This is a genomic window from Rathayibacter sp. VKM Ac-2760 (assembly GCF_009834185.1).
Lineage (GTDB): Bacteria > Actinomycetota > Actinomycetes > Actinomycetales > Microbacteriaceae > Rathayibacter.
In genome coordinates this window covers 1,903,873-1,928,595 of sequence record NZ_CP047173.1, presented here as the reverse complement: position 1 = coordinate 1,928,595, position 24,723 = coordinate 1,903,873, and the positions used below count along the sequence as shown (strand labels likewise).

The following is a 24,723-nucleotide window of genomic DNA, read 5'->3' as shown; positions in this document are numbered from 1 at the left end:
GCTCACCATCATTCAGGTGACGATCGGCGGCAGCGGGCCACCGGCATCAGGAAGAGAAGGCGCATCGATGCCCACCACGATCTTCATCAACCTCGCCGTGACCGATCTCGCTCGCTCCCGGGCGTTCTACGAGTCGCTCGGCTACTCGATCAACGAGGGCTTCAGCGACGACAACGCCGTCAGCGTGGTGATCAGCGACACGATCACCGCGATGCTGCTCACCCGGGAGTTCTTCGCCGAGTTCACCAGCAAGACGATCATCGACGCCACCACCTCGACCGAGGTGCAGCTCGCCCTCAGCGCCGAGAGCAGGGAAGAGGTCGACACCGTCCACGAGAACGCCCTCGCCGCGGGCGCGACCGACGCCGGCACCCAGGACCACGGCTTCATGTACTCGAAGAGCTTCGACGACCCCGACGGCCACCACTGGGACTACGTCTGGATGGACCCCGAGGCCGCCGCCGGCGGCGCACCGGAGATCAGCCTCGAGGAGATCCGAGAGAACACGACGCACAGCTGACCGCGCCCGACCCGTCGCGGCGGATCACGGACGACTCCGCGTCGTGAGCGGGCCCGGGACCGTCAGCTCTCCGCGCTCGATCAGGCTCTCGAGGCCCTCCAGGACGGCGGCCTCCGGCTCGTACCGCGGCGCGTAGCCCAGGAGCGTCACCGCCTTCTCGATCGAGAAGTACTGGCTGCGGTGCAGGTGGCCCCAGCTCGCGCCTGCGAGATCCTCGTCCGTGCTCCGGCGGAACTCGTCCCAGCCGATGCTCTCCAGCGTCGCCTCCCGCCCGAACCAGCCCGCGGCGATCTGCGCGAACCCGCGGACCGTCAGCGCCGAGGGGGCCACGATGTGGAAGTCCTCCCCCGCTGCCGCCTCCGGCCGGGCCACCGCCAGCTCGAACGCCTGCGCGACGTCGTCGGCGTGCACGTGGTGCATCGACTCCGCGCCGGAACCGGGCATGCGCAGCGTCCCGCCGGTGGCCAGCGTGCTCCAGACGGCGGGGTCGAGGTTGCCCAGCGGCCCGATCGGCGCCCAGCCCGGGCCGCTGATGTGCCCCGGATGCAGCGACGTGGTGCGCAGGCCGCCGGCGGCGCTCTCCTCCTTCAGATAGAGGGCGATCGCCTCCTTCTGCCGGCCGTACTCGTCGATCGCGGGCGTGCCCTCGCCCTCCCGGATCGGGAGCCTGAGGGTCGGGCCGTAGCGCCAGACCGATCCGCAGCTGATCAGGTGGCCGACGTGACCGCGGAGGCCCTCGACGAGGGCCCGCGCCGAGTCGAGCGTGAAGCAGACCAGATCGATGACCGTGTCCGCACCGAGGTCGCGGACACGGGAGGCGAAGACGCCGTCGTCGTCCTCCTGCTCCCGATCGGCGACGACGTGGCGCACCCGATCCCACTCGGGGCCGGCGGTGTAGGGCGTGCTGGTGCCGCGGGTGATGCTCGTGACCTCGTGGCCGGCGCGGACGAGCCGGGGGACGAGGAAGGAGCCGATGTGGCCGCTCCCACCGATGACGACGACATGCATGATGACTCCTCGGGGTCGGGACGGGCCGTGCGCTCCACTCCACCACACCCGCTGCAGAAGATCAGCCGGGAGCACGTCTCATCGGCGAGGGGCGATGACGAGCGCGCCCAGCTGATGTTCTGCATCGACGGTGTCCACGAGGTCAGCGGCGAGCACCCGGCCCCCGCGGTGGGGCGGGGCCGACGCCCCACCGCTGTCCTCCTGCGGCGGGTGCGCACGACTGAGGCTGGATTCGTCGGATCGCCCTCCAATCCTGCGATTCGACGATTCGAGCCTCATCTGTGCACGCACGTCCGCGCCTACCCTGTCTCACGGACGCGGTCGAGCTGGAGCAGCAGCGAGAGCGGGCCGTCGCACTGGGCGCGACGATCCTCGACGATCGCAGCACCGATCCGGAGGAGGCGCTCGACGTGCTCGCCGATCCGTCGGGCCGACCGTTCTGCCTCACGAGTCGAGCCGACCCGCCCCGCTCGTCGCCGGCGCCGCGACCCGTTCGGGTGCGAGCCGCGGGATCAGCCGGACGAACACGACCATGCCGACGAGCTCGACGAGCGTCTGCGTGACGACGACGACCGGCGCGAGCGCGAGCGACGCGGGCAGTGCGAGCGCGAGGGGCAGGACGACGAGGGAGTTCCGGGTCGCTCCGCTGAACACGAGCGCGCGCGTAGCGGAGGACTCGAGACGGAAGAGGCGGGCGACGCCGAGCCCGGCGGCGGCCATGATCACGAGGAAGCCGGCGTAGACCGGGACGAGGACGAGCAGCTGCCCGGCCGCCGCGCCGACGGCGCCGGCCTGCGAGGCGACGACGACGAACAGGATCCCCATCATCAGCGGCACCATCAGCCCGAGCATCGTGGACCGGATCACCCGGCCCGCCCGGTGCCGGCGGCCGAGTGCCTGCACGAGGGCGGCGGCCGCGAGCGGCACGACGATGAGCAGCAGGAACGCCCGCGCGAACGGGCCGACCTCGACCACCGCGACGCCGTCGGCTCCGAGGAAGAGCAGCAGGTACAGCGGCAGGAGCAGGATCTGCGCGAGCATCAGCAGCGGAGCCGCAGCGAGAAGCCGGTCGGACGCGCCCTCGGCGAGACCGGCGAAGACGATCACGTAGTCGATGCACGGCGTCAGCAGCACCAGCAGCACCCCGAACAGCAGCGCCGGACGATCCGCCACGAACCGGGACAGTCCGAACGCGACCACCGGGACGACGACGAAGTTCAGCACCCCGACCGCGGCGAGGAAGCGGCCGTCGCGCAGCGACCGGCCGATCGCGGTGAACGGGACCCCGAGGAAGGTGGCGAACAGCAGCAGCCCGAGCACCGGCTCGATCGCGACCTCCAGGTGGCTCGCGGCGGGCAGCAGGAGCCCGAGCGCGGCGCCTGCGGCGATCGCACCGAGGCAGAGGGCGATCTGGCGTCGTTCGAGCCGGTCGACGAGCGCGCTCACGGCGGCGGACCGGGCAGGAGGAGGGGCACGCCTGCAACGGTAGCCCCGAGCGCCGAGCCGGGTCCGCTCGCCCTGTCCCTATCAAGTCCTCGCCCCCTCCGGTATGTCTTGTGGACGCGTCCGCTTCCGGGCACTGTCGTGCCGAGACGCGCGGACGTCACCGAGGGGCGGACATGGACGACGAGACCCTCCTGGGCATCCTGCTGCGGGGACGGCCGGCGACGGTCGAGGACGCGGTGCTCGCGACCCACCTCGAGCCCGCAGAGGTCGCCGCGGCCGTCCGGAGGCTCCGCGACCGCGGGCTGATCGGCGGCGCGAACGACGTGCTGGCCTACCCTCCGCCCGCCGACTGGGCGAACGAGGCCGTCTCGGTGCACACCCGGCGGGTCCGCGTCGCGGCCGAGGACGCGATGTCCGGCATCGAGAGGATCCTCGAGAACCTGCCCTCCGTCCTGCGCGCCTGGTCGACCGGAGAGGCGGCCGCCGATCTCGTGCCCACGGTCCTGCGCCACGGCCCCTACGCCGCGGAGGACCTGCTCTGGGAGCTCGCGGGAACGCCGTCGAGCACCCTCGTCGCGGTGTTCGCCAGCATCGACCGGCTGATGACGGCGCCGCCCGATCGCGCCCTGCGCTTCGGCAACGCCCTGCGCGCCAGGGACACCGTCCGCATCATCGTCCCCTCCTCCGCGACCGCCGACCCGCGCGTGCTCGAGCGGATGGCCCTCTACGGACCCACCGGGCTCGAGTACCGCTCGCTCGATCGACCGCCGGGCTGGTTCTGGGTCGACGGCGACCACCTCGCTCTCCCCTTCGTCTGGGGCGAGGCCACCCCCACCAGCGTGCTGGGGGTGCGGCACGCGGGGCTCGCGAACATCGTCCGCGCCTACTTCGACGAGCTGTGGCAGCGAGCGGATCCGCTGGCGACGGACGAGCAGTCCTGGCTACCGATCCTGCGCCTGATGCAGCAGGGCAACACCCTCGACAGCGCTTCGAACCGCCTCGGCATCAACCCCCGCACCGGACGCCGCCGCATCTCTGCCGCGATGGAGCACTACGGAGTCGACACCCTCTTCGCCCTCGGCGCCGCGTGGGGCGCCGGCCGCGCCGGCAACGCGACCCGCTCCGCGGGCTGAGCGCCCTCCGGCCCTAGCTGAAGTCGGCGGTGTCGCCGACGAGGCGCGTGTTCTCCGCCGGGATCGGGTCGACGGCGGCGAGGGCGACCTCGGCCGCGAACTCGCCGACGTTGTAGAGCTTGCCCGCCGACTCGCGGCGCGAGCTGATCGCGCCGGGGTTCGAGCGCTCGAGCAGCGTGGCGGTGATGGTGCCCTCGATCATGTCGCCCGAGACGACGACGAACTCGATGCCGCGCTCGGTCAGCGCGGGGATCCGCTCGCGGAGTGCGTCCTCGCCCGCGCGCTTGGACAGCGCCACCGGCTCGTACTCCGGCATGGTCGGCGTGGTGCGGATGAAGTGCGCCTGGTGGCTGGTGACGAAGACGATCCGCGAGCCGTCGCCGAGCAGCGGCAGCGCCGCCTCCAGCGTCGCGACCTGCGAGTCGCGGTTGAGGACCATCGCGTAGTCCTCCCCCATGTTGCTCTCCATGCCGCCGGAGGCGTTCAGCACCAGGACGTCGAGACCGCCGAGCCTCTGCTCGATCTCGGCGAAGAGGTCGGAGCGCGAGGTCGCGTCGGTGAGGTCGGCGCCCACGGCGAAGGCCGATCCGCCCGCGGCCGTGATCTGCTCCACCAGCTTGGTCGCGCGCGGCGCCTTCGAGCGGTAGTTGACGACGACGCTCGCGCCCGCCTCGGCGAAGTAGCGGACGGTGTCGGCGCCGATGCCGCGGGAGGAGCCGGTGACGAGGATGCGCTTGCCGTCGAGCGAACCGGGAGCGAGGGGGTTGGACACGGGGAGATCCTTCAGGACGCCGGCGCGGGAGCCGGATCGGGCACGGGTGACGGGCCCACGGCCCGACAGGGGAGCCTACCAAGCCGCCTCCGCCGCCGTCGCTCCCGCGCCGACCGTGCCGAGACCGCGCCGCACCCGCCGCGCTCCCCCGGCCCTCTCAGGCCGCTCGCGGCGGGCCTTGCTACCGTGAGATCTCGTGCTCGTCAAGGGGAAGGAGCACCGCATGGATGCAGTGACCCAGTACGCGTGGATCCTCTGGATCGCGCTCGTCCTGATCTTCGTGATCGTCGAGATGATCACCCTCGAGTTCACCTTCCTGATGCTCGCCGTGGGCAGCATCGGCGGCCTCGTCACCGGTCTGGCCGGCGCCCCGTTCTGGATCCAGGTGCCCGTCGCGGCGGTCCTCGCGGTGCTGCTGCTCTTCACGGTCCGGCCCTCGCTGCTGCGGCTGCTCAAGCGCGGCGGCGATCCGACGCCGACCGGAGCCGACGCGCTGCTCGGTCTCTCCGGCAGCGTCGTGATCGCCGGCCCCGGCCCGGGTCAGGTGAAGCTCGTGAACGGCGAGACGTGGACGGCCAAGCTGTCCCCGCTCGTCGAGACCCGTCCGCTCGGTGTCGGCGAGCGTGTCGTCGTCACCGCCATCGAGGGCGCGACAGCCGTCGTCGTCCCCGCAGAAAGGAGCTCGTCGTGAATGCCGCAGCCCTCGTGACGACGGTGATCATCGTGGTCATCGTCCTCTTCGCCCTGGTGGTCCTCTTCAAAGCGGTCCGCATCGTCCCGCAGGCCACGGCCGGCGTGGTCGAGCGGCTCGGGAAGTACCACCGCACCCTCCTCCCCGGTCTGAACCTCGTCATCCCGTTCGTCGACCGGGTCCGCCCGTCCGTCGATCTGCGCGAGCAGGTCGTCTCGTTCCCGCCGCAGCCCGTCATCACCGAGGACAACCTGGTCGTCTCGATCGACACGGTCGTCTACTTCCAGGTGACCGACGCCCGCGCCGCCACCTACGAGATCGCCAACTACCTCGGCGCGGTCGAGCAGCTCACCACCACCACGCTGCGCAACGTCGTCGGCGGCCTGAACCTCGAGGAGGCGCTGACCTCCCGCGACAACATCAACGGGCAGCTGCGCATCGTCCTCGACGAGGCCACCGGCAAGTGGGGCATCCGCGTGGGCCGCGTGGAGCTCAAGGCGATCGACCCGCCCCTCTCCATCCAGGACTCGATGGAGAAGCAGATGCGCGCCGAGCGCGACCGTCGCGCGGTGATCCTCACCGCCGAGGGCACGAAGCAGTCGCAGATCCTCAACGCGGAGGGCCACCGCCAGGCGGCGATCCTCGCGGCCGAGGGTGACGCGAAGGCCGCGATCCTCCGGGCCGAGGGTGAGGCGAAGGCGATCACCACCGTCTTCTCCGCCATCCACGAGGGCCGCCCTGACAACGAGCTGCTCGCCTACGAGTACCTGCAGATGCTGCCGAAGATCGCCGAGGGCAGCGCCAACAAGCTCTGGATCGTGCCGAGCGAGCTCACCGAGGCGCTCAAGGGGATGGGTCAGGCGTTCGGCAAGAACTCGCCCACCCGCCCGGACCGCGTCCAGGACGACAGCGGGATGACGCCGCCGGCGCCCTCCTTCTAGGGCCCCTCGATGACCGACCGCCGGCCGCCGTTCCTCTCGGGACGGCGGCCGCGCGTCATCGCCCACCGCGGCTTCGCGCCGGGAGCCGAGGGCAACACGCTCGAGTCCTTCGAGCGCGCCCTCGCGGCCGGCGCCGACCTGCTGGAGACCGACGTCCGCGCCTCGCTCGACGGCGTCGCCGTCCTGGTGCACGACGAGGCGGTCGTCGACGCCTCCGGCACGCGGCACGTCATCGAGCGCACCCGGTGGGAGGAGCTCGCCGCGATCCTCCTGCCCTCCGGCGAGCGGCTGCTCCCCCTCGCGGAGGCGCTCCGCCGCCTGCCCGAGGCGCGCTTCAACCTCGACGTGAAGGCGCGCGCGGCCGTCGTCCCGGTCGCCCTCGCCGTCCACGCGGCGGGCGCCTGCGACCGCGTGCTGATCACCTCGTTCTCCGAGTCGCGCCGACGGGCCGCGGTGCGCCTGCTCCCCGGCGTCGCCACGTCCGCCTCCGCTCCCCGCTTCCTGCTCGCCCTGGCCGGCGCCCACCTCGGCGGCACTGCGCTCGTGCGCGTCGCTCTCCGCGGCATCGATGCTCTGCAGGTCCCGGAGTCGGCGGCCGGCCTGCGCGTCGCCGATCCCCGCATCCTCGCTCGTCTCCGCAGCACCGGCGCCGAGATCCACCTCTGGACGATCAACGACCCGGAGCGGATGCGCGCCCTGCTGGCCCTCGGCGTCGACGGCCTCGTCTCCGATCGCACCGACCTCGCCCGGCAGCTGATCGACGGGCTCCCGTCGGTCCGGGACGGCTCGCCGGCGAGTAAAGGCCCGGTCACCTGACGATCCTCTGGCAATGGCGGCCCGCTCCGGACCACCTCCAGGTACGCGGTCGACACTTGTCGGAGCACAGCGAGAGGAGACCACACAATGGCAGATCGAAGCTTGCGCGGGATGAGGCTCGGCTCACAGAGCCTGCAGAGCGAAGAGGGCGTCGTCTTCTCACCGCGGTCGACGTTCACGTACCACTGCTCGGATTGCGGCCACGACACCGACATGGTGTTCTCGGCCGACGCCGAAGCACCGGAGACCTGGGAGTGCCGCAACTGCGGCCACGAGGCCGTGCTTCTGGTGGATTCGAAGCCGGTCGTCATCGAGCGGGGCGAGCAGAAGGCCCCGCGGACGCACTGGGACATGCTGCTGGAGCGCCGCACGCGTGCGGAGCTCGAGGAGCTGCTCGAGGAGCGGCTCGCCTACCTCCGCGCCCGTCGTGGAGAGCACAAGATCGGCGCGTAGCGCCCCGAGGGTCCTGCTCGGCCGGCGTCCTCGCCGGCCGGCGGACCCTTTTTCGCGCCCGGACGCGGCTCGCGTGCTGCAGCGTCGACGACGCGGTTCGCGTGCTCAGCGCCGACGGCGCGGCTTGCGCGTCCGCAGCACGAACGAGACCAGCCCGATCAGGCTCGCGGCGAGGAGGTACCAGCCGAGGTTCCGCGCCCACACCAGCGCGGGCGTCGTCGTGGTGGCGAGGGGGACCTCGTCGACCATGGCACCCGGCTCGAACCACTCCAGCGAGTCGATCGTCGATCCGTCGGGCGCGATGATCGCGCTCGTGCCGACCGTCGAGATGTTGACTACGCTGCGGCCCGTCTCGATGGCTCGCAGCCGCGCGATCGCCAGCTGCTGCACGCTCTCGTCGGTCCGCCCGAAGTCGGCGTTGTTCGTCTGCGCGAGCACCAGCTGCGCTCCCCCGTCGACCATCTCGTTCGTCAGAGCGTCGTCCGAGATGTCGAAGCAGATCGCGATCCCCGCGAGGACCCCGTTGATGTCGAAGACGTTCGAGCGCGTCCCGATCGAGTAGTCCCGGCTGACCAGGTCGACGAGGTCCGGCGCGAACATGCGCCAGAACGCGCGGTCCGGCATGTACTCCGCGAACGGCACCGGATGCACCTTGTCGTAGACCTGGGTCGCGCCCTCCCCCGCCTTCCACAGCAGCGAGCTGTTGTAAAAGACGTTCTCGGAGGGGTTCGTGATCGTCCCGACGATGAAGGGCGCGTCCATCGCGGTGCTGAGGTAGTCGAGCACGGCCGCCGACTGCGCGTTGCGGGTCGGGTCGATGTCGACGCCGTTCTCGGGCCAGACCACCATGTTGACGTCCTCATCGAGGATCGGCAGGGTCGCCGAGGTGTGGTCCTCGAGGATCTGCCCGCGGTAGCTCTGCGAGAACAGCCCGGCGTCGGAGTCGCCCTGGATCGCCGCGATCCGCGTCGTCCCCTCGGTCGGAGCCGGCCAGGCCGGGAAGACGAGGGCGACGATCGAGAAGCCGGCGACGACGGCCGCACGGCCGGAGGCGGGCACCGAGGTCGTCCGCACGGCCTGCGCGAGCGTCGCCGCGAGGAACGCGACCACGAAGCTCAGGCCCGAGAAGCCGACCCAGGCGGCGAGGTCCGCGAGCGGGCTCATCGACTGCGACAGCGCGAGCCGACCCCAGGCGAAGCCGCCATAGGGCCACTGGATCGTGATCGTCTCGCGGCCCACCCAGAGCGCGGCGACCAGCGCGGGCAGCCCGATCATCCGGCCGAGCGGACCGGTCCAGACGCGCTGACCCCGCGTCAGCAGCATCGCTGTCAGCCCGGAGGAGAGCGCGAAGAAGATCGCCTGCAGCCCCGCGAGGGCCGCCCACGGGACGGGGCCGAGGTAGAGGGTCAGCCACTCGATGTGCACACCCCAGAAGACCGCGCCGCCGACGAGGCCGACGAGGGTGCCGCTCCAGAAGCCGCGCCCGGCCAGCGCGAAGAGGATCGCGGCCGTGCCGACGATCGCCAGCGGCCAGACGTCGGAGTCCGGGAAGCCGCGGTCGAGGACCGCGCCGCCGAGCGCCGCGAGTGGGATCGCCAGCCACAGCGGTGCCGTGCGCCCGGTGGGCGCCGAGAGCGCCGGCCTCATGCGACCGTCGAGTACGCGACGATGCCGTGCCGCACGAGCTCGAGCGCGGCGCGGGCGGCGCGGCCGACCTTGCCCTCCGCGACGAGCGAGAGCTGGTCGAGCAGGTCGATCGTCTGCTTGGCCCAGCGCACGAAGTCGCCGGCCGCCATGTCCGACTCGCGGAGGACCGCGTCGAGCGGCATCCCGTTCGCCCACATGTTCATCGGCAGCGCGAGGCTGGTCGAGATCGGGTTGCTGCCCGGGAGCCGGTGGTCCCGCTCGACGTCGTCGAGCTTCGCCCAGAGCAGCTGCGTCTTCTCCAGAGCCTCGGGGAAGGTGCCGCGCGGCAGGTGCTTCTCGCCGAGCGTGCCCTCCTCGCGTCGCGGCTCGAAGACGAGGCAGCACGCCATCGCGGCGAGGCCGGCCGGGTCGAGCTCGGTCCAGGCCTGCTTGCGCAGGCACTCGGCCACCAGCAGGTCGCGGTCGCCGTAGATCCGCTTGAGCGTGCGCCCGTTCGGGGTGAGGGACAGCTCGCCGGCCTCGTCGAGCCGGAAGTAGCCGAGCTCCCTCAGCACGTCCGTGATCCGGTCGAAGATGCGGGCGACCGCCCCGGTCCGCGAGCGGATCTGCCGCTCGATCTCGTCGGTCTCCTTGCGCAGCTTCCACCAGCGCTCCGCCCAGCGGGCGTGCTGCTCGCGATCCGAGCAGGCGTGACAGGGGTGCGCCTTCATCCGGCGGCGCAGATCGCTGAGCTGCCCCTGCCGCTTCTCGCGCTCGCTGTGCGATGCGGACTCGCCGCGGACGGCGCCGCGGCGCTCCAGCTCGCCGATCTCGCGGCGGATCGCGGCGTACTGCTCGAAGTCGCCGAGGTGGCACTGCATCGCGGTGACGTAGCCCTCGAGCGAGGACTCCTGCTGCCGGACCCGGCGCGCCAGGTCGACGACGGAGCGGTCCGCCTGGAACTGCGCGAACGACGACTCGAGGATCTCGCGCGTGCGCGCCCGGCCGAACTGGTCGATCAGGTTCGCGGCCATGTTGTAGCTCGGGCGGAAGCTGGAGTTGAGCGGATAGGTGCGGCGCGAGGCGAGCGAGGCGACGGCCTGCGGGTTCATCCCGCCGCGCCACTGGATGACGGAGTGACCCTCCACGTCGATGCCGCGGCGGCCGGCGCGCCCGGTCAGCTGGGTGTACTCGCCCGGCGTGATCGGCACGCGGGCCTCGCCGTTGAACTTCTCCAGCTTCTCCAGCACGACGGTGCGCGCGGGCATGTTGATGCCGAGCGCGAGCGTCTCGGTGGCGAAGACGACCCGGACGAGGCGGCGGAGGAAGAGCTCCTCGACGACCTCCTTGAACGCGGGCAGCATTCCCGCGTGGTGGGCGGCCACGCCGCGCTGGAGTCCGTCGAGCCACTCCCAGTAGCCGAGGACCGCGAGGTCCTCGTCGCGGATGGTGCGGCAGCGCTCCTCGACGATGGCGCGGATCTCGTCGCGCTCGTGCCGCTCGGTCAGCCGCACGCCGGAGCGCAGCACCTGGCGGACGGCCTGATCGCAGCCGTTGCGGCTGAAGACGAAGAAGATGGCGGGCAGCAGGTTCTTGCCGCGCAGGATCTCGACGACCTCGGAGCGCGGGACGAGCTCCTCGTTCCGCGTCTCGTGGAAGCGCCCGCCGCCGCCGCCTCGGCCGCCGCGCCCGGAGCCGCGGCCGCCGCGCTCGACGCGGGTGCCGCCCTGAGCGAGCCGGGCGAGCTCCGGGTTGACCCGGTTGGTCGCCGCGCGCCCGGAGGAATCGAAGAGATCGAGCAGCTTGCCGCCGACGAGCACGTGCTGGTCGAGCGGGACGGGCCGCTCCTCCGAGACGATGACCTCGGTCTCGCCGCGGACGGTCTGCAGCCAGTCGCCGAACTCCTCGGCGTTCGACACCGTCGCGCTGAGCGAGACGAGCCGCACGGACTGCGGGAGGTGGATGATGACCTCCTCCCACACCGCGCCGCGGAAGCGGTCGGCGAGGTAGTGCACCTCGTCCATCACGACGTAGGCGAGGTCGCGCAGCAGGTCGGAGTCGGCGTAGAGCATGTTGCGCAGCACCTCGGTCGTCATGACGACGATCCGGGCGCGCGCGTTGACGTTCGAGTCACCGGTGAGCAGGCCGACCTCGGACGCTCCGTAGTCCTCGACGAACTCCTGGAACTTCTGGTTGCTGAGCGCCTTCATCGGCGTCGTGTAGAAGACCTTGGCGTTCGGGTCCTGCATCGCGAGGTGGATCGCGAACTCGGCCACCGCGGTCTTGCCGGCGCCGGTCGGCGCTGCGACGAGGACACTGCGGCCGTCGTCGAGCGCGCTGCACGCCTCGTACTGGAAGGGATCGAGGTCGAACGCGAGGGTCGAGCGGAACGCCTCGACCCTCGCGTGGCCCTGTCGTGTGCGGAACGCCGCGAAGCGCTCGGCCGGTGTGGCGCCGGTCACGCCGGCAGGTCGGAGGGGCTGCCGTCGAAGACGACCTGGCGCTTGGCCGCACGCTTGTCGTGCAGGAGCGCGATGCCGCAGGCCGCGAAGAACAGGATCGTGATCGGGATCGCGAGCATGAACATCGAGATCGGGTCGGCGGCGGGAGTGGCGATCGCGGTGAAGAGGACGATCACCATGATCGCGATGCGCCACGACTTGATCATGAGCTTGCCCGGGAGGATGCCGACGAAGTTCAGCAGCACCAGGAAGACCGGCAGCACGAAGGCGACGCCGACAACCAGGACGAGCTTGAGCACGAAGTCGTAGTAGATCTTCGCGTCGAGGAAGCTCGCCGCCTCGCCGCCGGTGAAGCTCGTGAGCAGCTCGACGATGTGCGGGAAGACGAACCAGCCCGAGAGGCAGCCCGCGAGGAACAGCGGGATGGCCGTCAGGATGAAGCCGATGCCGTAGCGGACCTCCTTGCCCGTGAGCCCGGGGACGAGGAACGCCCAGATCTGGTAGAGCCAGACCGGGCTCGCGATGACGACGCCGATGGTCATCGCGATCTGCAGGCGGAGGTCGAAGGCCCCCGTGATCGTCGGGAAGTTGAGGACGGCCTCTTTGTTCTGGGTCGAGGCGACGACGCCGATCGGCGCCTTGAGCGCCTCGAAGACCCAGTCGGAGAGGAACCAGCCGATGACGCAGGCCACCGCGATCGCGATCGCTGCGATGAAGAGCCGATTGCGAAGCTCGATCAGGTGAGAGCCGAGAGACATGCGTCCCTCGGGGTTCTTCCCCGACCGCTTCGTCCGTGGCTTCTTCGCTGCCACGGACGTCATTACTTGAGCGGAGACTCGGGCGGCAGCGTGGTGCCGGTGCCGGTGCCGGTGGTCGTCCCCGTGGCGGTGGTCGAGCCCGAAGTCGTGGTCGAGTCCGTCGCGTCCTTGCGCTCGGTCCCGTCCTCGTCCTTCATGGTCTTGACCTCGCTCTTGAAGATGCGCATCGACTGCCCGACGCTGCGCGCGAGCTGAGGAAGCTTGGGCGCACCGAAGAGGAGGAGGATGACGGCGAGGATGATGAGGAGGTGCCACCCCTGGAGGCCAGCGAACATTGCAGTCTCACTTCACTTGTCGGTTGCGGTGTACCAGGAGCCTACCCCGTTCGACCCGGATCGACCGGCGATCCTCGGTCCTCTCCCGGCGGGCGTCGCGTCGTGACTCGTGCGTGCGGCGCACCTGGTCGCGGTCGGCGAAGAGCGAGGACGGCGCTCGCGTCGCCGCCGGCTCCGTCTCCGCCTCGGGAAGCTGGAGTGCGTCCAGCTTCGCGGTGACCTCCTCCAGCCGGCCGAGCAGGAGCCGCCCCTTCCGCCAGTAGGACAGGCCGAAGAGCACGAGCACCGCGAGAGCGGCCAGCGCGAGGCCGAGCCAGATCAGGATCCAGGACCACCAGGTCACGGGGTCTCCTCTCCGTTGGCCGCCAGCGCGGCGCGGGTCCACTGGGCGACCGCGTCGCGAGCGGCCTCCGGCGCGACGACGGTGACGAGTCCGGGCAGCGAGGCCACCAGCCGGGTGAGACCGGCGAGGTGCGCGACGCGGATGCGCACGAGCACGCCCTGCCCCTCGTCTCCGGCCGGGACCGAGGGGAACTCGGCGTCCGCGGCGTAGTCGCCCAGCAGCGCGACGGAGCCCGGAGCGACCCGCAGGTCGATCAGCAGGTCGGTGGCGGAGGCCTCGAACAGCCGCTCGGGCAGGGTGACCTCGTGGCGGCGGCGGACGATCGGCGCTCCGGTGTCGGTCAGCGAGCGCATCCGGTCGACGCGGAAGGTGCGGACTCCCTCCCGGAGGTGGTCCCAGCCGCGGAGGTACCAGTCGCGGTCGACGGACTCGAGGAGGAAGGGGTCGACGAGCCGCGACTCCGTCTCGCCCCGGGCGCTGCGGTAGTCGAAGGCCAGCTGGGTGCCGTTCGCGAGAGCGGTGCGGATGGCGGCGACCGACGCGTCGGCGCCGACTCCGCGCGCGACGGCGACCGCGGTCGGCGCGGACGAGGCGCCGCGGGCGAGCTTGCCCATCAGCGAGGCGATGCGGTCGTTGCCCTGGTTCTCCGGCAGGGCGGCGAGGTACTGCATCCCGGCGATGAGGGCGGCGGCCTCCCGCGCCGAGAACCGCGGCGAGTCGTCGATGGCGACCTGCTGGGTGAGGACGATGTGGTCGTTCTCCTCGAAGTCGTCCCAGCTGATGTCGAAGAGGTCGTTGGCCTGGTACTGCGCGGTCTCGCCGGGGATGCCGGAGACGGCGATCAGGCGCACGGCGCGACGGACCTCCTCCTCGGCGATCTCGAAGTGCGCGGCCACCTCGGCGACGCCGACCCGCCCCCGGTCGAGGAGGTAGGGCACGAGCGAGAGCAGCACGGCGAGACGGTCGCGCGCCTGGAGGGAGCGGGGCCTAGCCACGCGCGGCTCCCGCGTGGTCGGCGAGCGAGCGGCGCAGGCGGTCGACGACCTTGCGGTGCAGCTGCTCCGGCTCGAGGACGACCACCTCGGGCCCGTAGCCGGCGAGCTCGTCGGCGAGGACGTCGGCGTCGGTGAAGTGCAGCCGGAGGACGCCGGCGCCCTCCCCCGCGGCCTCGGCGCGGACGCCGAGCCGGAGGGCCGCGTCGGAGTCGGGGGCGACGCGCAGCAGGGCGGTGCTGCGCGCGAGGATCTCGTCGAGCTGGGCGAGCGCGGTGGCGGCGTGGTCGCCCTCCTCCACGGGAGCCGTGCGGCCGGTCGTCGCGACCGGGCCGACGATGCGGGAGAGGAGGAAGGTGCGAGTGCCCTCCGCCTCCTCGTCCCAGCCGTGCAGGTGCCAGCGGCCCTGGTGGTTGACGAGCGCGCGCGGCCGGACGGTGCGGGTGCGCGGCTGGGCACCGCCGGGCTTGAGGTAGGGGAAGCGGACGACCTGGCCGCGGTCGAGCGCGGCGTTGAGCGGCTCGAACGACGCCTCCCGGACGCGGATCGAGGGGCTGATGCCGATGACCGGGTCGACCGAGTCGACGCCGATCGAGCGCAGCTTGATCAGAGCGCGGCGCGACTCCGCCGAGAGCGTGCCCTCGCGCCAGACGGCGCCGGCGAGTCGCAGCAGGGCCATCTCCTCCTGGTCGAAGGTGAGATCGGCGGGGAGGTCGTAGCTGCGCTTCGCGATCCGGTAGCGGACGGTCTGCGTGTTGCCCGGATCACCCGGGGCGTCGACCGTCTCGATCGGGATGCCGAGCTCGCGCAGATCGTCCTTGTCCCGCTCGAACTGCCGCTCGAGCGAGGACCGGTCGCCGGGCTCGGACCGCTGCCGGTAGCCCTGCACGGTGGCGAGCACGTCGGTCTTGGTCAGGCCGTTCTCGGCGGCGACGAGCGCCAGCACCAGGTTGAACAGACGCTCCTCGGCCGGGATGCGGCTCGAGGTCGAAGCGTCGGCGGGCACGCCCTCCAGTCTAGGGCCGGGCCTGCTCGGTCCCGTCGTGCCCCCGCCAGCCCACTTAGCGCTGCGGTTCCTGTCCCGAAGGGGCAGTCCCTGCTGGTCGAGCAGCCCGGCAGGGGCGTATCCCCTTGCTGGTCGAGTAGCCCCGCAGGGGCGTATCGAGACCCACCGTCACCAGCACGCCAAGCGGAGGTGGATCTCGAGACGCCCTCTGCGAGGGCTACTCGATCAGCAGGCGGGGCCGGCTGCGCAGCGTGCTCGGCCCGCGAGCACGGTGCGGCGAGCCGGGAGATCAGTCGACGGCGAGGATGTCGGCGACGAAGATCAGCGTGGAGTCGGCCGCGATCTGGCCGCCCTGCGGCGGGTTGTCGCCGTAGCCCTCGTCGGGCGGGATGATCGCGATGACCTGGGAGCCGACCGGCTGGCCGATCAGGGCCTTGGCGAAGCCGGCGATGACGCCGCCCTGGCCCTCGGTCGCGACGAAGGTCGCCGGGGCGCCCTTCTGCCAGCTGGAGTCGAAGATCTTGCCGTCGGCCCAGAGCCAGCCGGTGTACTGGACGACGACCGTGTCGCCGTCCTCCACGACGGCGCCATCGCCCTTCTTGAGCTGAGCGATCTCCAGCGTGGTCGGCGCGTCGCCCGAGGGCTTGGCCAGACCGGGGACGCCGTCGGGGTCGAGCGTCACGGCGGGGAAGCCGTTCGGCACGGGCTGGGCGTCGCCGTTCGCGCGAGCCAGCGATGCCTTCTCGATGTCCGCGACGAGGACGAGGGTGTCGTCGGCCGAGATGCCGAGCTGGGCGGAGGAGTCGCCGAAGCCGTCCTCCGGGGCGATCGCGATCGCGACGCGCGAGCCGACCTGGCTGCAGAGCAGGCCCTGGTTGAGGCCGACCAGACCGGCGCCGCCCACGGTGAACGTGGCGGTGCTCGCTCCGTCGTAGGGCGAGGCCTCGAGGACCGAGCCGTCGGCGCCGTTCACCAGCGTGTAGTCGATCGTGACGAGCTGGCCCTTCTCGAGCGGGTCGCCCGAGCCCTCGATCAGCGTGCTGACCTGGGTGCCGTCCGCGTTCAGCGGCGAGGGCACCGTGACGTCGGGCTGCTCGCCGAAGTCGCCGGTCGCCTGGACGGCCGACGACGAGGCGCCGGACGAGTAGGGGGCGTCGCAGTCGGGCGTGGACGAGGACGCGGTGCATCCCGTCAGAGCGGCGACGATGCCGATGCCGGCGATGAGCGCGGTGGTCCTGCGCACGGGTCCTCGTTTCACGAAGTGGGAGTGGTGGGGCCCGAGTGCGAGACGATCGGGACGGCGGCTCGGCCCGGGGACCGGAAAGCCGGGATCAGCTTAGACGATGCCCTCGTCGTCGCCCGAGCCGTGCGCGCCGGCGACGTCACCGTCATCGTCGGCCTCGCCGAAGCCCCGCGCCCGGGAGAGCTCGGCACTGGTGGCGGACTCGCGCACCCGCTTGCGCAGGCTCTTCGGGCTGACGGCCCGCTCCCCCAGCGCACCGGGGGTCCACGCCTCGACGTCCTCGTCGCTGAAGTCGGTCTTGGAGGGACGTCGCTTCAGCTCGGGCAGGACGGCACCCGGCGCGAGGCGGCGGGCGGTGATGAGGAAGCCGGTGTGGCCGATCATCCGGTGGTCGGGGCGGACGGCGAGGCCCTCGACGTGCCAGCCGCGGACCATCGTCTCGTTCGACGCCGGGTTGGTGAAGAGGCCCGAGGCGCGGATCGCCTCCGCGACGCGGGAGAGCTGCGTGACGGTCGCGACGTAGCAGAGCAGGACGCCACCGGGCGTGAGCGCATCGGCGGCGACGTCGAGGCACTCCCAGGGCGCGAGCATGTCGAGGACGACGCGGTCGGCCTCCCCGGGCGCGACGGCGCCGGGCAGCTCCTCGACGAGGTCGCCGACGGTGACGCTCCAGTTGTCGGGCGTATAGCCGAGGAAGGTCTCGATGTTGGCGCGGGCGACGTCGGCGAACTCCTCGCGGCGCTCGAAGGAGGAGAGCCGGCCGGCCGGGCCGATCGCGCGCAGCAGCCAGAGCGAGAGCGCGCCGGAGCCGACGCCGGCCTCGACGACGCGGGCGCCGGGGAAGACGTCGGCCTGGGCGAGGATCTGCGCGGCGTCCTTCGGGTAGACGATCGCCGCGCCGCGGGGCATCGACATCACGAAGTCGGCGAGCAGCGGGCGGAGCGCGAGGTGCTCGACGCCGACGGTGTTGACGACGACGGAGCCGTCGGGCAGGCCGATGACCGTGTCGTGCTCGATCCCGCCGCGGTGGGTGTGGAAGACTTTGCCGGGGACGAGCGTGATGGTGTTCATCCGCCCCTTCGGCCCGGTCAGCTGCACGCGGTCGCCCGCGCGGAAGGGTCCGGAATGCTGCAGTGCCTCACCGGTCATCGGCGGGCCTCCGTCTCGGTCGTGAGCGCGCGGGAGCGGTGCTCGGAGGACACCTGCGCGAGGTCCGCGAGGGTGCGGCCCGCGAGGGTGGGCCAGAGGGAGTAGGGGGCGCCCGGGTCGAGCTCGAGCTGGTGCGGCACGCCGATCGCGGCGGCGCCCGAGGCGACGGCGGACGCGAGGCCGGCGTGCGAGTCCTCGATGGCGACGCAGTCGGCCGCCTCGACGCCGAGGGTGCGCGCGGCGAGGAGGTAGGCCTCCGGGTGCGGCTTGCTCCGCTCGACCATGTCGCCGCTGACGACGGTGTCGAAGGCGGGGAACAGGAGGCGCTCGACGACGGCGTGCGCCATCCGGCCGATCGACATGGTGACGAGGGCCTGCGGGACGCCGGCCTCGCGGACGGCGGACAGCAGCTCCAGCGCGCCGGGGCGCCACGGGATGCTCTCGGCGAGCTGCGCGACGACCTCGTCGGTCATCCGGTCGATGATCGCCTCGACGGGCAGATCGACGCCCTTGCCCTGCAGGATGCGCGCGGAGGCGGGGAGGCCGGAGCCGACCAGGCTCATCGCGTCCTCGTGCGTCCAGACGCCGCCGAAGGAGGCGACCAGCGCGTGCTCCGACGCCATCCAGTAGGGCTCCGTGTCGACGAGCGTGCCGTCCATGTCCCAGAGGACGGCGGCGGGAGCGCCGTCCGGGAGCGGGGGCTGCGGCCGGGACACGGGGAGGGAGGTGTCGGAAGTCACGAGCGACCATCGTACGCGGACAGCGGAAAGGCGAGGGGCCGGGCGGAGGGGTCGGGGGCGGGTCCTATCCTGGACGGACGGGACAGGCGCACCGAGCGCCACCCGGACATCGAGCCGAACACTGGAGACCTCGCCCATGAACGTGATCAAGGGGAACGTCCTGGTCGTCGCCTTCGAGGGCTGGAACGACGCGGGCGACGCCGCCAGTGGCGCGGTCCGACTGGTGAAGGACGCCGGCGAGTTCGTGCCCCTCTTCTCGGTCGACGCCGAGCAGTACTACGACTTCCAGTACACCCGCCCGATGCTCTCGATCGGCGAGGACGGGCGCCGCAGCCTCTCCTGGCCCGGCACGCAGATCTTCGGCCCGGCCGACACCTCCGTCGACGCCGAGAGCGCCCTCTACGTGATGATCGGCACCGAGCCCTCGCGCAGCTGGAAGAGCTTCGCCGCCGAGGTCGTCGACGCGATGCTCGCGATCGACATCTCGGCCGTCGTCTTCCTCGGCGCGATGCTCGCCGACGTGCCGCACACCCGGCCGATCTCGCTCTTCGCCTCCAGCGAGAACGCCGAGATGCGCGCCGAGTTCGAGCTCGAGCGATCCACCTACGAGGGGCCGGTCGGCATCCTCAGCGTCATCGGCGAGGCCGCGCAGAAGGTCGGGATCCCGGCCGTCTCGCTCTGGGCCTCCGTTCCGCACTACGTGCACAACGCGCCGTCGCCGAAGGCGATGCTCGCGCTGCTGGAGAAGCTCGAGGAGGTCGTCGGCCTGGCGATCCCGCGTGGCGACCTGGTCGAGGAGGCCGGCGAGTGGGAGCGCGGCATCGACGCTCTCGCGCTCGACGACGAGGAGATGGCGGCCTACATCGCCCAGCTGGAGCAGGCGCGCGACACCGTCGACTCGCCCGAGGCCAGCGGCGAGGCCATCGCGCAGGAGTTCGAGCGCTACCTCCGCCGTCGCGGCGACGGCCGCTCGGGCGAGGAGCCCTGGCGGCCGTAGGCCGCGGCGCGGGTCTCGATACGCCGCCTGCGGCGGCTACTCGACCAGCATGAACGGCGACACAGCCCGCGCGGCGGGTCGGCTGCATGCTGATCGAGCAGCCCGCGCAGCGGATCGGCTTCATGCTGATCGAGCAGCCCGCGCAGCGGGTCGGCTGCATGCTGATCGAGCAGCCCGCGGAGCGGGCGTATCGAGATCCGGTGTCGCCCGAAGTCAGGGCGCAGGCTCAGCCCAGGCGGACGCCGAGCAGCGCGTCGATCGCGTCGCGCAGGAGCGCGGGGTCGTCCACCCCGGCGGCGGCCGCATCATCGAGCACGGCGAGGGCGCCCGGGGTGTCGACGTCCACCGCGAGCGCGGCGCGCACGCGCTCGAGCACGTCCGCGGCCGACGTCGGTCCGGTCGATGCGAGCGACGCCTCCCACTGCGCGAGGCGGGCCTCAGCGGCGGGCAGATCGCCGGGCAGCCACTCCCAGTCGGAGCGGTAGTGGTGCGCCAGCAGCGCCAGGCGGATCGCGCGCGGATCCGTCCCCTGCGCCCGCAGCCGTGACACGAGGACGAGGTTCCCGAGCGACTTGCTCATCTTCTCGCCCTGGTAGGCGACCATGCCGGCGTGCGCGTAGGCCCGGGCGAGCGGCCGCCCCGACAGCGACGCCGCGTGCGCCGCGCTGAACTCGTGGTGCGGGAAGATCAGGTCGCTCCCGCCGCCCTGCAGCGTGAACTCCGGCCCGAGGCGGTCGAGCGCGATCACCGAGCACTCGATGTGCCAGCCCGGGCGGCCCCGGCCGACGGCCGCGTCCCAGGCGGGCTCGCCGTCGCGCTCGGCGCGCCAGAGCAGCGGATCGAGCGGGTCGCGCTTGCCCGCGCGGTCGGGGTCTCCCCCGCGCTGCGCGAACAGCGACGCCATCGTCGCGGCGTCCAGGCTGCTCTCGCTGCCCAGGCGCCAGACGTCGCTCTCTCCGGCGGCGACGTCGTAGTAGAGGTCCTCGCCACCGTCGACGGCGGCATCGGGAGTGGCGACGCGATAGGCGATGCCGGCGCGCTCGAGGCGGGCGACCGCCTCCGCGATCGGCGCGATGGTCTCGGTGACTCCGTCGTAATGATCGGGCGGCAGGATCCGCAGCGCGGCCATGTCGCCGCGGAACAGCTCGACCTGCTCCTCGGCCAGGTCGCGCCAGTCGACCCCGTCGCGCGTCGCCCGCTCGAGCAGCGGGTCGTCGACGTCGGTGACGTTCTGGGCGTAGAGCACGGAGTAGCCCGCGTCGCGCCAGAGCCGCTGCACCGTGTCGAAGGCGAGGTACGTCGACGCGTGACCGAGGTGGGTCGCGTCGTACGGGGTGATGCCGCAGACGTAGAGGCGAGCGGTGCCGTCGTCGGCGACGAGCTCGACGGGCGCACCCGTCGCGGTGTCGTGCACGGCGGGCACGGGTCCGCGACCGGGCAGGGCCGGGACGACCGGCGCGTTCCAGGTGCGCATCTACGCGGCGAGGAGGCCCGTGCTCAGCGCGACCATGAGGACGACGCCGAGGACGATGCGGTAGATCACGAACGGCAGGAAGCTGCGGCGCGAGATGTAGCTCATGAAGAAGGCGATGACGACGAAGCCGACCACGAAGGCGACGATCGTCGCGACGAGCGTCTCGAGCCCGCCGACCTGGATCTGGTTCGGCGGGATCTCCGGGTCGCTGATGCTCTTGTACAGCTGGTAGAGCCCGCTGCCGAAGACCGCGGGGATCGCGAGCAGGAAGGAGTAGCGCGCGGCGGCCTTGCGCTCGTAGCCCATGAAGAGGCCGGCCGTGATGGTGCCGCCGGAGCGCGAGACGCCGGGGACGAGGGCGAGCGCCTGCGCGCCTCCGTAGATCAGGCCGTCGCGGACGTTGAGGTCGCGCAGGCGGCGCTTCTTCGCGCCCACCGCGTCGGCGATGCCGAGCAGGATGCCGAAGACGATGAGGGTGGTCGCGACGACCCAGAGCGAGCGGAGCGTGGTCTCGATCTGGTCCTGGAAGAGCAGGCCCAGCACGATGATCGGGAGGCTGCCGACGATGATCAGCCAGCCCATCCGCGCGTTGGCGTCGGTGCGCGGCACCTTGCCCACGAGCGAGCGGCACCAGTTCGACACGATCTTCACGATGTCGCGCCAGAAGTAGATGATGACCGCGGTCTCGGTGCCCAGCTGCGTGATGGCGGTGAACGCCGCTCCGGTGTCCTTGCCGTCGAGTCCGGGGAGCAGCTCGCTCACGATCCGGAGGTGGGCGCTGGAGGAGATGGGGAGGAATTCCGTCAGACCCTGGACGAGTCCCAGGATCAGCGCTTCGAGCAGGCCCATGCGTCACTTTCGAGGAGGGCTGGGGCGTCGTCGGCCAGCAGATGGTCGGTGGCGGTCATGGATCTGACCATCAGGAACGCAGGAGGAGATCGGTCAGGACCTTCCTGCCAAACACTAGTGCGTCGAGCGGAACCCGCTCATCGACCCCGTGGAACAGCGCCGGGAAGTCGAGCGAGCCCGGCAGCTGCAGCGGCGCGAAGCCGTAGCCGGTGATCCCGATCGTCGAGAGAGCCTTGTTGTCGGTGCCCCCCGAAAGGAGGTACGGCAGCACCTCGGCCTCCGGATCGAAGCGGCGCAGTGACGCGGCCATGCTCTCCACGAGCGGCCCGGCGAAGGGCACCTCGAGCCCGATGTCGCGGTGCTGCACCAGGATCTCGACGTGCTCGCCGGCGAGGACCTTCAAGCGCTCGAGCACCGCGTCCTCCTCGCCGGGGAGCACGCGGACGTCGATGGTCGCCTCCGCGGTGTCGGGGATGACGTTGGCCTTGTAGCCGGCCGAGAGCATCGACGGGTTGGCCGTCGTGCGCAGCGTCGCCGCGATGAAGCGCGAGGCCGTGCCGGTGGCGAGCGCGAGCTCCTCCGGAGTGCTGCGCTGCGGGTCGTGGCCGAGGATGCGGGCGACCTCGCCGAGCAGCTCGCGGGTGGTGTCGGTGAGGCGGGTGGGCCACTCCTCGCTGCCGATGCGGGCGATCGCCTGGGCGAGGCGGGTGACGGCGTTCTCGCCGTTGATCTGCGAGCCGTGCCCGGCGGTGCCCCGCGCACGCAGCGTCAGCCAGAGCAGAGCCTTCTCGCCGGTCTGCACGAGGTACGCGCGCTTGCCGCCGAGCTCGATCGAGTAGCCGCCGACCTCGCTGATCGCCTCGGTCGCGCCGGCGAAGAGCTCGGGCCGGGTCTTGACGAGGTGGCCGGAGCCGCGGACGCCGCCCGCCTCCTCGTCGGCGAAGAAGGCGATGACGAGATCGCGCGAGGGCTTCCGGCCACTGCCGAGGATGTCGCCGAGGGAGGCGAGGATCATCGCGTCCATGTTCTTCATGTCGACCGCGCCGCGGCCCCAGAGCATGCCGTCCTTGATCACTCCGCCGAACGGGTCGACGCTCCAGTTGTCCGCGATCGCCGGGACGACGTCGAGGTGCCCGTGCACGACGAGGGCGCCGCGCTCGCGGTCCTCCCCCGCGACGCGGGCGACGACGCTGGTGCGGCCGGGGTCGGAGTCGATCAGCTCGGGCTCGAGCCCGAGGTCGCGCAGACGGGCGGCGACGTACTCGGCGGCCTCGCGCTCGGGCTCGGCCTTCCCGTCGCCGTAGTTGCTGGTGTCGAACCGGATGAGGTCCCGCGCGATGATCGCGGTCTCGTCGAGATCCGACTCGGAGGGGGCGGCGGCGCTGTCGGAGGACGTCATGCCCCCACGCTACCGGCCGGCTCACGGCGCCCTCTCCCCCGGTGTCATCCGAGGCCCGCGAAGCGTGCTAATGTCTTCTTCGGCCGCGGAAACGCAGGCTGGAAACAACACTCGTCCGGGTGGCGGAAATGGCAGACGCGCTAGCTTGAGGTGCTAGTGCCCGTATAGGGCGTGGGGGTTCAAGTCCCCCCTCGGACACCAATAGAACCCCTCGATCTCATGGAGATCGGGGGGTTCTTCTCGTTGGCGCGGCGGTTCGTGCAGCAGCACCGACTGGGAGCCGATGATGATCACCTCGTCGGCCTGGATGATCTCCGTCGTGGCGCGGATCCCGTGCTCTAGCTCGGCCCGGTTCACGCGCTCGCCTCCACAAGCGCCGATCGCTCCTCGTCCGGGATCAGCCCGGCGAGCGGTGAGACGGAGCGCAGGTCGTGGGCGTGCTCCGTCTCCGCGAGCAAGGCCTGGATCTGGGTGGAGAGCGGACTGCGGAGCAGCTCAGCCCACTCGTCCAGCCACTGGTGCGCATCCCCGCGGACCCTGCCTCGCAGTTGCTCGAGCCGCGCTTCCGCCCGAGGACGGAAGTCCGGAGAGCGGTCGAGGAGCTCCAGCGCGGCGCGGTGGAGCTGGACGGAGCGAGTGGTCTCACGACGCAGTGACCGATCACGGTCGCGACGATCCGCCTCGACCTCGGCCACGACCGCCGCGTGGGAGGGGAGGGCGCGTCTCAGGAGACGGCGCGCGGCGAGCGCCGTCGTCCGGTCGGTCCGTCGCGCGAGCGCGGCGATGCTCAGCCCGATCGGCACCGGTCCCTCGCTGACGAACGGCCACCGCTCATCGGGGACGTGATGCAGGGTCACGGAAGTCGATGACGTGCCGGCTGCGGCGACCTCCTCTCGGAGCTGAGCCTTCAACCGGGTGGAGACGAGCAGCTCGAGGCGGCTGACGTCGCGCCGGCCCGCTCGGGTGTCCGATGCCCCGACGGGGAGGAGCTCCCGCTCCCCCTGCAGCTGCTCGACGAGTTCCGTAGGCAGCTCCAGCGACTCCGGCGGCAGAAGCTCCGCGGTCCACGAGCGCGTCACCGCCACGGGATCCTCCGCGCTCTCGAGTCGCTGGATCATCCGGGTGATGCGACTCCGCTCGGACCTCGTCAGGGCCGGGTCCACCGCGCCCGAGAGCGCGGCGACGAGTCCCCACGCCATCCGGTCGCCGAGCGGGCGAGACACGCGCGGCGATGAGATGTCCTGACCACCCCTGATGACATGCACGCCTCCGACCTTCTCCGCCCGGATGCGCCCCTCGGCGATGAGCTGACGGATGCGCGCCGCACTGACGCCGCGCTCTGTCGCGACATCGGAGACGGACTTCAGCTCCTGCTCTGTCATGAGAGGAAGCCTATCGATCACGCAAGGGAAGTGCCCCGGTCATCCGAGGCGAGGACGCGAACGGAGAGAACTGCACCGAGGGCACGTCTTCTTGACCTCTGACAGCGCCGCTCCTAGGCTCTCGCCGGGTGAGAAACCGAATGAAATAGTTTCCTCGTCGAAAGTACGGGTCTCACCTCTCGCCCGGT

At 71.6% G+C, this 24,723-nt stretch carries 25 protein-coding genes and 1 tRNA gene; 9 read left to right on the top strand and 17 right to left on the bottom strand.

What is annotated here, in order from left to right:
* The first annotated feature begins 67 nt into the window (after positions 1–67).
* Positions 68–520, top strand: a complete 453-nt coding sequence (locus GSU72_RS08690; protein WP_159984654.1) for a VOC family protein — start codon at positions 68–70, stop codon at positions 518–520.
* Positions 521–544: 24 nt separating this feature from the next.
* On the opposite strand, the gene GSU72_RS08685 is transcribed toward GSU72_RS08690, so the two are convergent.
* Positions 545–1,528, bottom strand: a complete 984-nt coding sequence (locus tag GSU72_RS08685) for an NAD-dependent epimerase/dehydratase family protein (protein WP_159984653.1) — start codon at positions 1,526–1,528, stop codon at positions 545–547.
* 281 nt (positions 1,529–1,809) lie between these two features.
* Between GSU72_RS08685 and GSU72_RS21900 the strand changes: the two genes are divergently transcribed.
* Positions 1,810–2,091 (top strand): VOC family protein, encoded by a 282-nt coding sequence (locus tag GSU72_RS21900; protein ID WP_348272834.1) that lies wholly within the window; start codon positions 1,810–1,812, stop codon positions 2,089–2,091.
* Here GSU72_RS21900 and GSU72_RS08675 read toward each other — a convergent pair.
* Positions 1,973–2,974 carry a bile acid:sodium symporter gene (locus tag GSU72_RS08675; RefSeq protein ID WP_159984652.1) on the bottom strand — a complete coding sequence of 334 codons (1,002 nt, stop codon included), beginning with the start codon at positions 2,972–2,974 and terminating at the stop codon, positions 1,973–1,975. The genes GSU72_RS21900 and GSU72_RS08675 overlap by 119 nt on opposite strands.
* A gap of 173 nt (positions 2,975–3,147) precedes the next feature.
* Here GSU72_RS08675 and GSU72_RS08670 point away from each other — a divergent pair, with 173 nt between their 5' ends.
* Positions 3,148–4,107: a helix-turn-helix domain containing protein gene (locus GSU72_RS08670; protein ID WP_159984651.1), complete on the top strand. Its 960-nt coding sequence runs from the start codon at positions 3,148–3,150 to the stop codon at positions 4,105–4,107.
* 13 nt (positions 4,108–4,120) lie between these two features.
* Here the strand turns inward: GSU72_RS08670 and GSU72_RS08665 are convergent, their stop codons facing one another.
* Positions 4,121–4,879 (bottom strand): SDR family oxidoreductase, encoded by a 759-nt coding sequence (locus tag GSU72_RS08665; RefSeq protein WP_159984650.1) that lies wholly within the window; start codon positions 4,877–4,879, stop codon positions 4,121–4,123.
* Between the two features lie 223 nt (positions 4,880–5,102).
* Between GSU72_RS08665 and GSU72_RS08660 the strand changes: the two genes are divergently transcribed.
* The 4 genes from GSU72_RS08660 (at position 5,103) to GSU72_RS08645 (ending at position 7,780) form a co-directional block, all read left to right on the top strand.
* Positions 5,103–5,570: an NfeD family protein gene (locus tag GSU72_RS08660; protein ID WP_159984649.1), complete on the top strand. Its 468-nt coding sequence runs from the start codon at positions 5,103–5,105 to the stop codon at positions 5,568–5,570.
* Positions 5,567–6,511 carry an SPFH domain-containing protein gene (locus tag GSU72_RS08655; RefSeq protein ID WP_159984648.1) on the top strand — a complete coding sequence of 315 codons (945 nt, stop codon included), beginning with the start codon at positions 5,567–5,569 and terminating at the stop codon, positions 6,509–6,511. The genes GSU72_RS08660 and GSU72_RS08655 overlap by 4 nt, the downstream gene beginning before the upstream one ends.
* 9 nt (positions 6,512–6,520) lie before the next feature.
* Complete coding sequence (locus GSU72_RS08650; protein WP_159984647.1) at positions 6,521–7,327, top strand: glycerophosphodiester phosphodiesterase family protein; 807 nt, start codon at positions 6,521–6,523, stop codon at positions 7,325–7,327.
* Between the two features lie 87 nt (positions 7,328–7,414).
* Entirely contained in the window at positions 7,415–7,780 is a 366-nt protein-coding gene (locus GSU72_RS08645) for an RNA polymerase-binding protein RbpA (protein WP_159984646.1), read from the top strand.
* Positions 7,781–7,885: 105 nt separating this feature from the next.
* Here GSU72_RS08645 and lnt read toward each other — a convergent pair whose 3' ends face one another.
* The 10 genes from lnt to GSU72_RS08595 form a co-directional block, all read right to left on the bottom strand.
* Positions 7,886–9,427: an apolipoprotein N-acyltransferase gene (gene lnt / locus GSU72_RS08640; protein WP_159984645.1), complete on the bottom strand. Its 1,542-nt coding sequence runs from the start codon at positions 9,425–9,427 to the stop codon at positions 7,886–7,888.
* Positions 9,424–11,868, bottom strand: a complete 2,445-nt coding sequence (locus GSU72_RS08635) for a DEAD/DEAH box helicase (RefSeq protein WP_159984644.1) — start codon at positions 11,866–11,868, stop codon at positions 9,424–9,426. The genes lnt and GSU72_RS08635 overlap by 4 nt, the downstream gene beginning before the upstream one ends.
* The gene (gene tatC / locus GSU72_RS08630; protein WP_159984643.1) at positions 11,865–12,626 is read right to left on the bottom strand and encodes a twin-arginine translocase subunit TatC; all 762 of its coding nucleotides are present in this window, start codon (positions 12,624–12,626) and stop codon (positions 11,865–11,867) included. The genes GSU72_RS08635 and tatC overlap by 4 nt, the downstream gene beginning before the upstream one ends.
* 62 nt (positions 12,627–12,688) lie before the next feature.
* A complete protein-coding gene (tatA, locus tag GSU72_RS08625; RefSeq protein WP_159984642.1) occupies positions 12,689–12,961 on the bottom strand; it encodes a Sec-independent protein translocase subunit TatA in 273 nt (90 codons plus the stop codon).
* Positions 12,962–12,968: 7 nt separating this feature from the next.
* Entirely contained in the window at positions 12,969–13,304 is a 336-nt protein-coding gene (locus GSU72_RS08620; protein ID WP_159984641.1) for a hypothetical protein, read from the bottom strand.
* Positions 13,301–14,299, bottom strand: coding sequence for a WYL domain-containing protein (locus GSU72_RS08615; protein WP_159984640.1), 999 nt, complete (start codon positions 14,297–14,299; stop codon positions 13,301–13,303). Before GSU72_RS08615 ends, GSU72_RS08620 begins: the two co-directional genes overlap by 4 nt.
* Positions 14,292–15,302: a WYL domain-containing protein gene (locus GSU72_RS08610; protein WP_159984639.1), complete on the bottom strand. Its 1,011-nt coding sequence runs from the start codon at positions 15,300–15,302 to the stop codon at positions 14,292–14,294. The genes GSU72_RS08615 and GSU72_RS08610 overlap by 8 nt, the downstream gene beginning before the upstream one ends.
* Before the next feature lie 289 nt (positions 15,303–15,591).
* The gene (locus tag GSU72_RS08605) at positions 15,592–16,545 is read right to left on the bottom strand and encodes an FKBP-type peptidyl-prolyl cis-trans isomerase (RefSeq protein WP_159984638.1); all 954 of its coding nucleotides are present in this window, start codon (positions 16,543–16,545) and stop codon (positions 15,592–15,594) included.
* A 93-nt stretch (positions 16,546–16,638) separates the two neighbouring features.
* On the bottom strand, positions 16,639–17,694 hold the full coding sequence (locus GSU72_RS08600; RefSeq protein ID WP_159984637.1) for a tRNA (adenine-N1)-methyltransferase: 1,056 nt from the start codon (positions 17,692–17,694) through the stop codon (positions 16,639–16,641).
* A complete protein-coding gene (locus GSU72_RS08595; protein ID WP_279631738.1) occupies positions 17,691–18,434 on the bottom strand; it encodes an HAD family phosphatase in 744 nt (247 codons plus the stop codon). Before GSU72_RS08595 ends, GSU72_RS08600 begins: the two co-directional genes overlap by 4 nt.
* A gap of 136 nt (positions 18,435–18,570) precedes the next feature.
* Between GSU72_RS08595 and GSU72_RS08590 the strand changes: the two genes are divergently transcribed.
* The gene (locus GSU72_RS08590; RefSeq protein WP_159984636.1) at positions 18,571–19,431 is read left to right on the top strand and encodes a PAC2 family protein; all 861 of its coding nucleotides are present in this window, start codon (positions 18,571–18,573) and stop codon (positions 19,429–19,431) included.
* Positions 19,432–19,657: 226 nt separating this feature from the next.
* Here GSU72_RS08590 and mshC read toward each other — a convergent pair whose 3' ends face one another.
* The 3 genes from mshC to GSU72_RS08575 all read right to left on the bottom strand — a co-directional run bounded on the left by mshC (position 19,658) and on the right by GSU72_RS08575 (position 23,153).
* Positions 19,658–20,905, bottom strand: a complete 1,248-nt coding sequence (gene mshC / locus GSU72_RS08585) for a cysteine--1-D-myo-inosityl 2-amino-2-deoxy-alpha-D-glucopyranoside ligase (protein ID WP_159984635.1) — start codon at positions 20,903–20,905, stop codon at positions 19,658–19,660.
* Entirely contained in the window at positions 20,906–21,754 is an 849-nt protein-coding gene (locus tag GSU72_RS08580; protein ID WP_159984634.1) for an undecaprenyl-diphosphate phosphatase, read from the bottom strand.
* Between the two features lie 70 nt (positions 21,755–21,824).
* A complete protein-coding gene (locus GSU72_RS08575) occupies positions 21,825–23,153 on the bottom strand; it encodes a M20/M25/M40 family metallo-hydrolase (RefSeq protein WP_123735753.1) in 1,329 nt (442 codons plus the stop codon).
* A gap of 113 nt (positions 23,154–23,266) precedes the next feature.
* On the opposite strand from GSU72_RS08575, the gene GSU72_RS08570 reads away from it, so the two are divergent.
* Positions 23,267–23,354, top strand: a tRNA-Leu gene (locus tag GSU72_RS08570).
* A 152-nt stretch (positions 23,355–23,506) separates the two neighbouring features.
* Here GSU72_RS08570 and GSU72_RS08565 read toward each other — a convergent pair.
* The gene (locus tag GSU72_RS08565; RefSeq protein WP_159984633.1) at positions 23,507–24,535 is read right to left on the bottom strand and encodes a hypothetical protein; all 1,029 of its coding nucleotides are present in this window, start codon (positions 24,533–24,535) and stop codon (positions 23,507–23,509) included.
* Positions 24,536–24,723: the final 188 nt, after the last annotated feature.

Bases quoted from the DNA above. Each gene is read 5' to 3' on its own strand.
- tatC (WP_159984643.1), bottom strand. From the start codon at position 12,626: ATGTCTCTCGGCTCTCACCTGATCGAGCTTCGCAATCGGCTCTTCATC.
- GSU72_RS08565 (WP_159984633.1), bottom strand. From the start codon at position 24,535: ATGACAGAGCAGGAGCTGAAGTCCGTCTCCGATGTCGCGACAGAGCGC.
- GSU72_RS08580 (WP_159984634.1), bottom strand. From the start codon at position 21,754: ATGGGCCTGCTCGAAGCGCTGATCCTGGGACTCGTCCAGGGTCTGACG.
- tatA (WP_159984642.1), bottom strand. From the start codon at position 12,961: ATGTTCGCTGGCCTCCAGGGGTGGCACCTCCTCATCATCCTCGCCGTC.
- lnt (WP_159984645.1), bottom strand. From the start codon at position 9,427: ATGAGGCCGGCGCTCTCGGCGCCCACCGGGCGCACGGCACCGCTGTGG.
- GSU72_RS08690 (WP_159984654.1), top strand. From the start codon at position 68: ATGCCCACCACGATCTTCATCAACCTCGCCGTGACCGATCTCGCTCGC.
- GSU72_RS08660 (WP_159984649.1), top strand. From the start codon at position 5,103: ATGGATGCAGTGACCCAGTACGCGTGGATCCTCTGGATCGCGCTCGTC.
- GSU72_RS08575 (WP_123735753.1), bottom strand. From the start codon at position 23,153: ATGACGTCCTCCGACAGCGCCGCCGCCCCCTCCGAGTCGGATCTCGAC.
- GSU72_RS08650 (WP_159984647.1), top strand. From the start codon at position 6,521: ATGACCGACCGCCGGCCGCCGTTCCTCTCGGGACGGCGGCCGCGCGTC.
- GSU72_RS08645 (WP_159984646.1), top strand. From the start codon at position 7,415: ATGGCAGATCGAAGCTTGCGCGGGATGAGGCTCGGCTCACAGAGCCTG.
- GSU72_RS08670 (WP_159984651.1), top strand. From the start codon at position 3,148: ATGGACGACGAGACCCTCCTGGGCATCCTGCTGCGGGGACGGCCGGCG.
- mshC (WP_159984635.1), bottom strand. From the start codon at position 20,905: ATGCGCACCTGGAACGCGCCGGTCGTCCCGGCCCTGCCCGGTCGCGGA.
- GSU72_RS08685 (WP_159984653.1), bottom strand. From the start codon at position 1,528: ATGCATGTCGTCGTCATCGGTGGGAGCGGCCACATCGGCTCCTTCCTC.
- GSU72_RS08590 (WP_159984636.1), top strand. From the start codon at position 18,571: ATGAACGTGATCAAGGGGAACGTCCTGGTCGTCGCCTTCGAGGGCTGG.
- GSU72_RS08600 (WP_159984637.1), bottom strand. From the start codon at position 17,694: ATGACCGGTGAGGCACTGCAGCATTCCGGACCCTTCCGCGCGGGCGAC.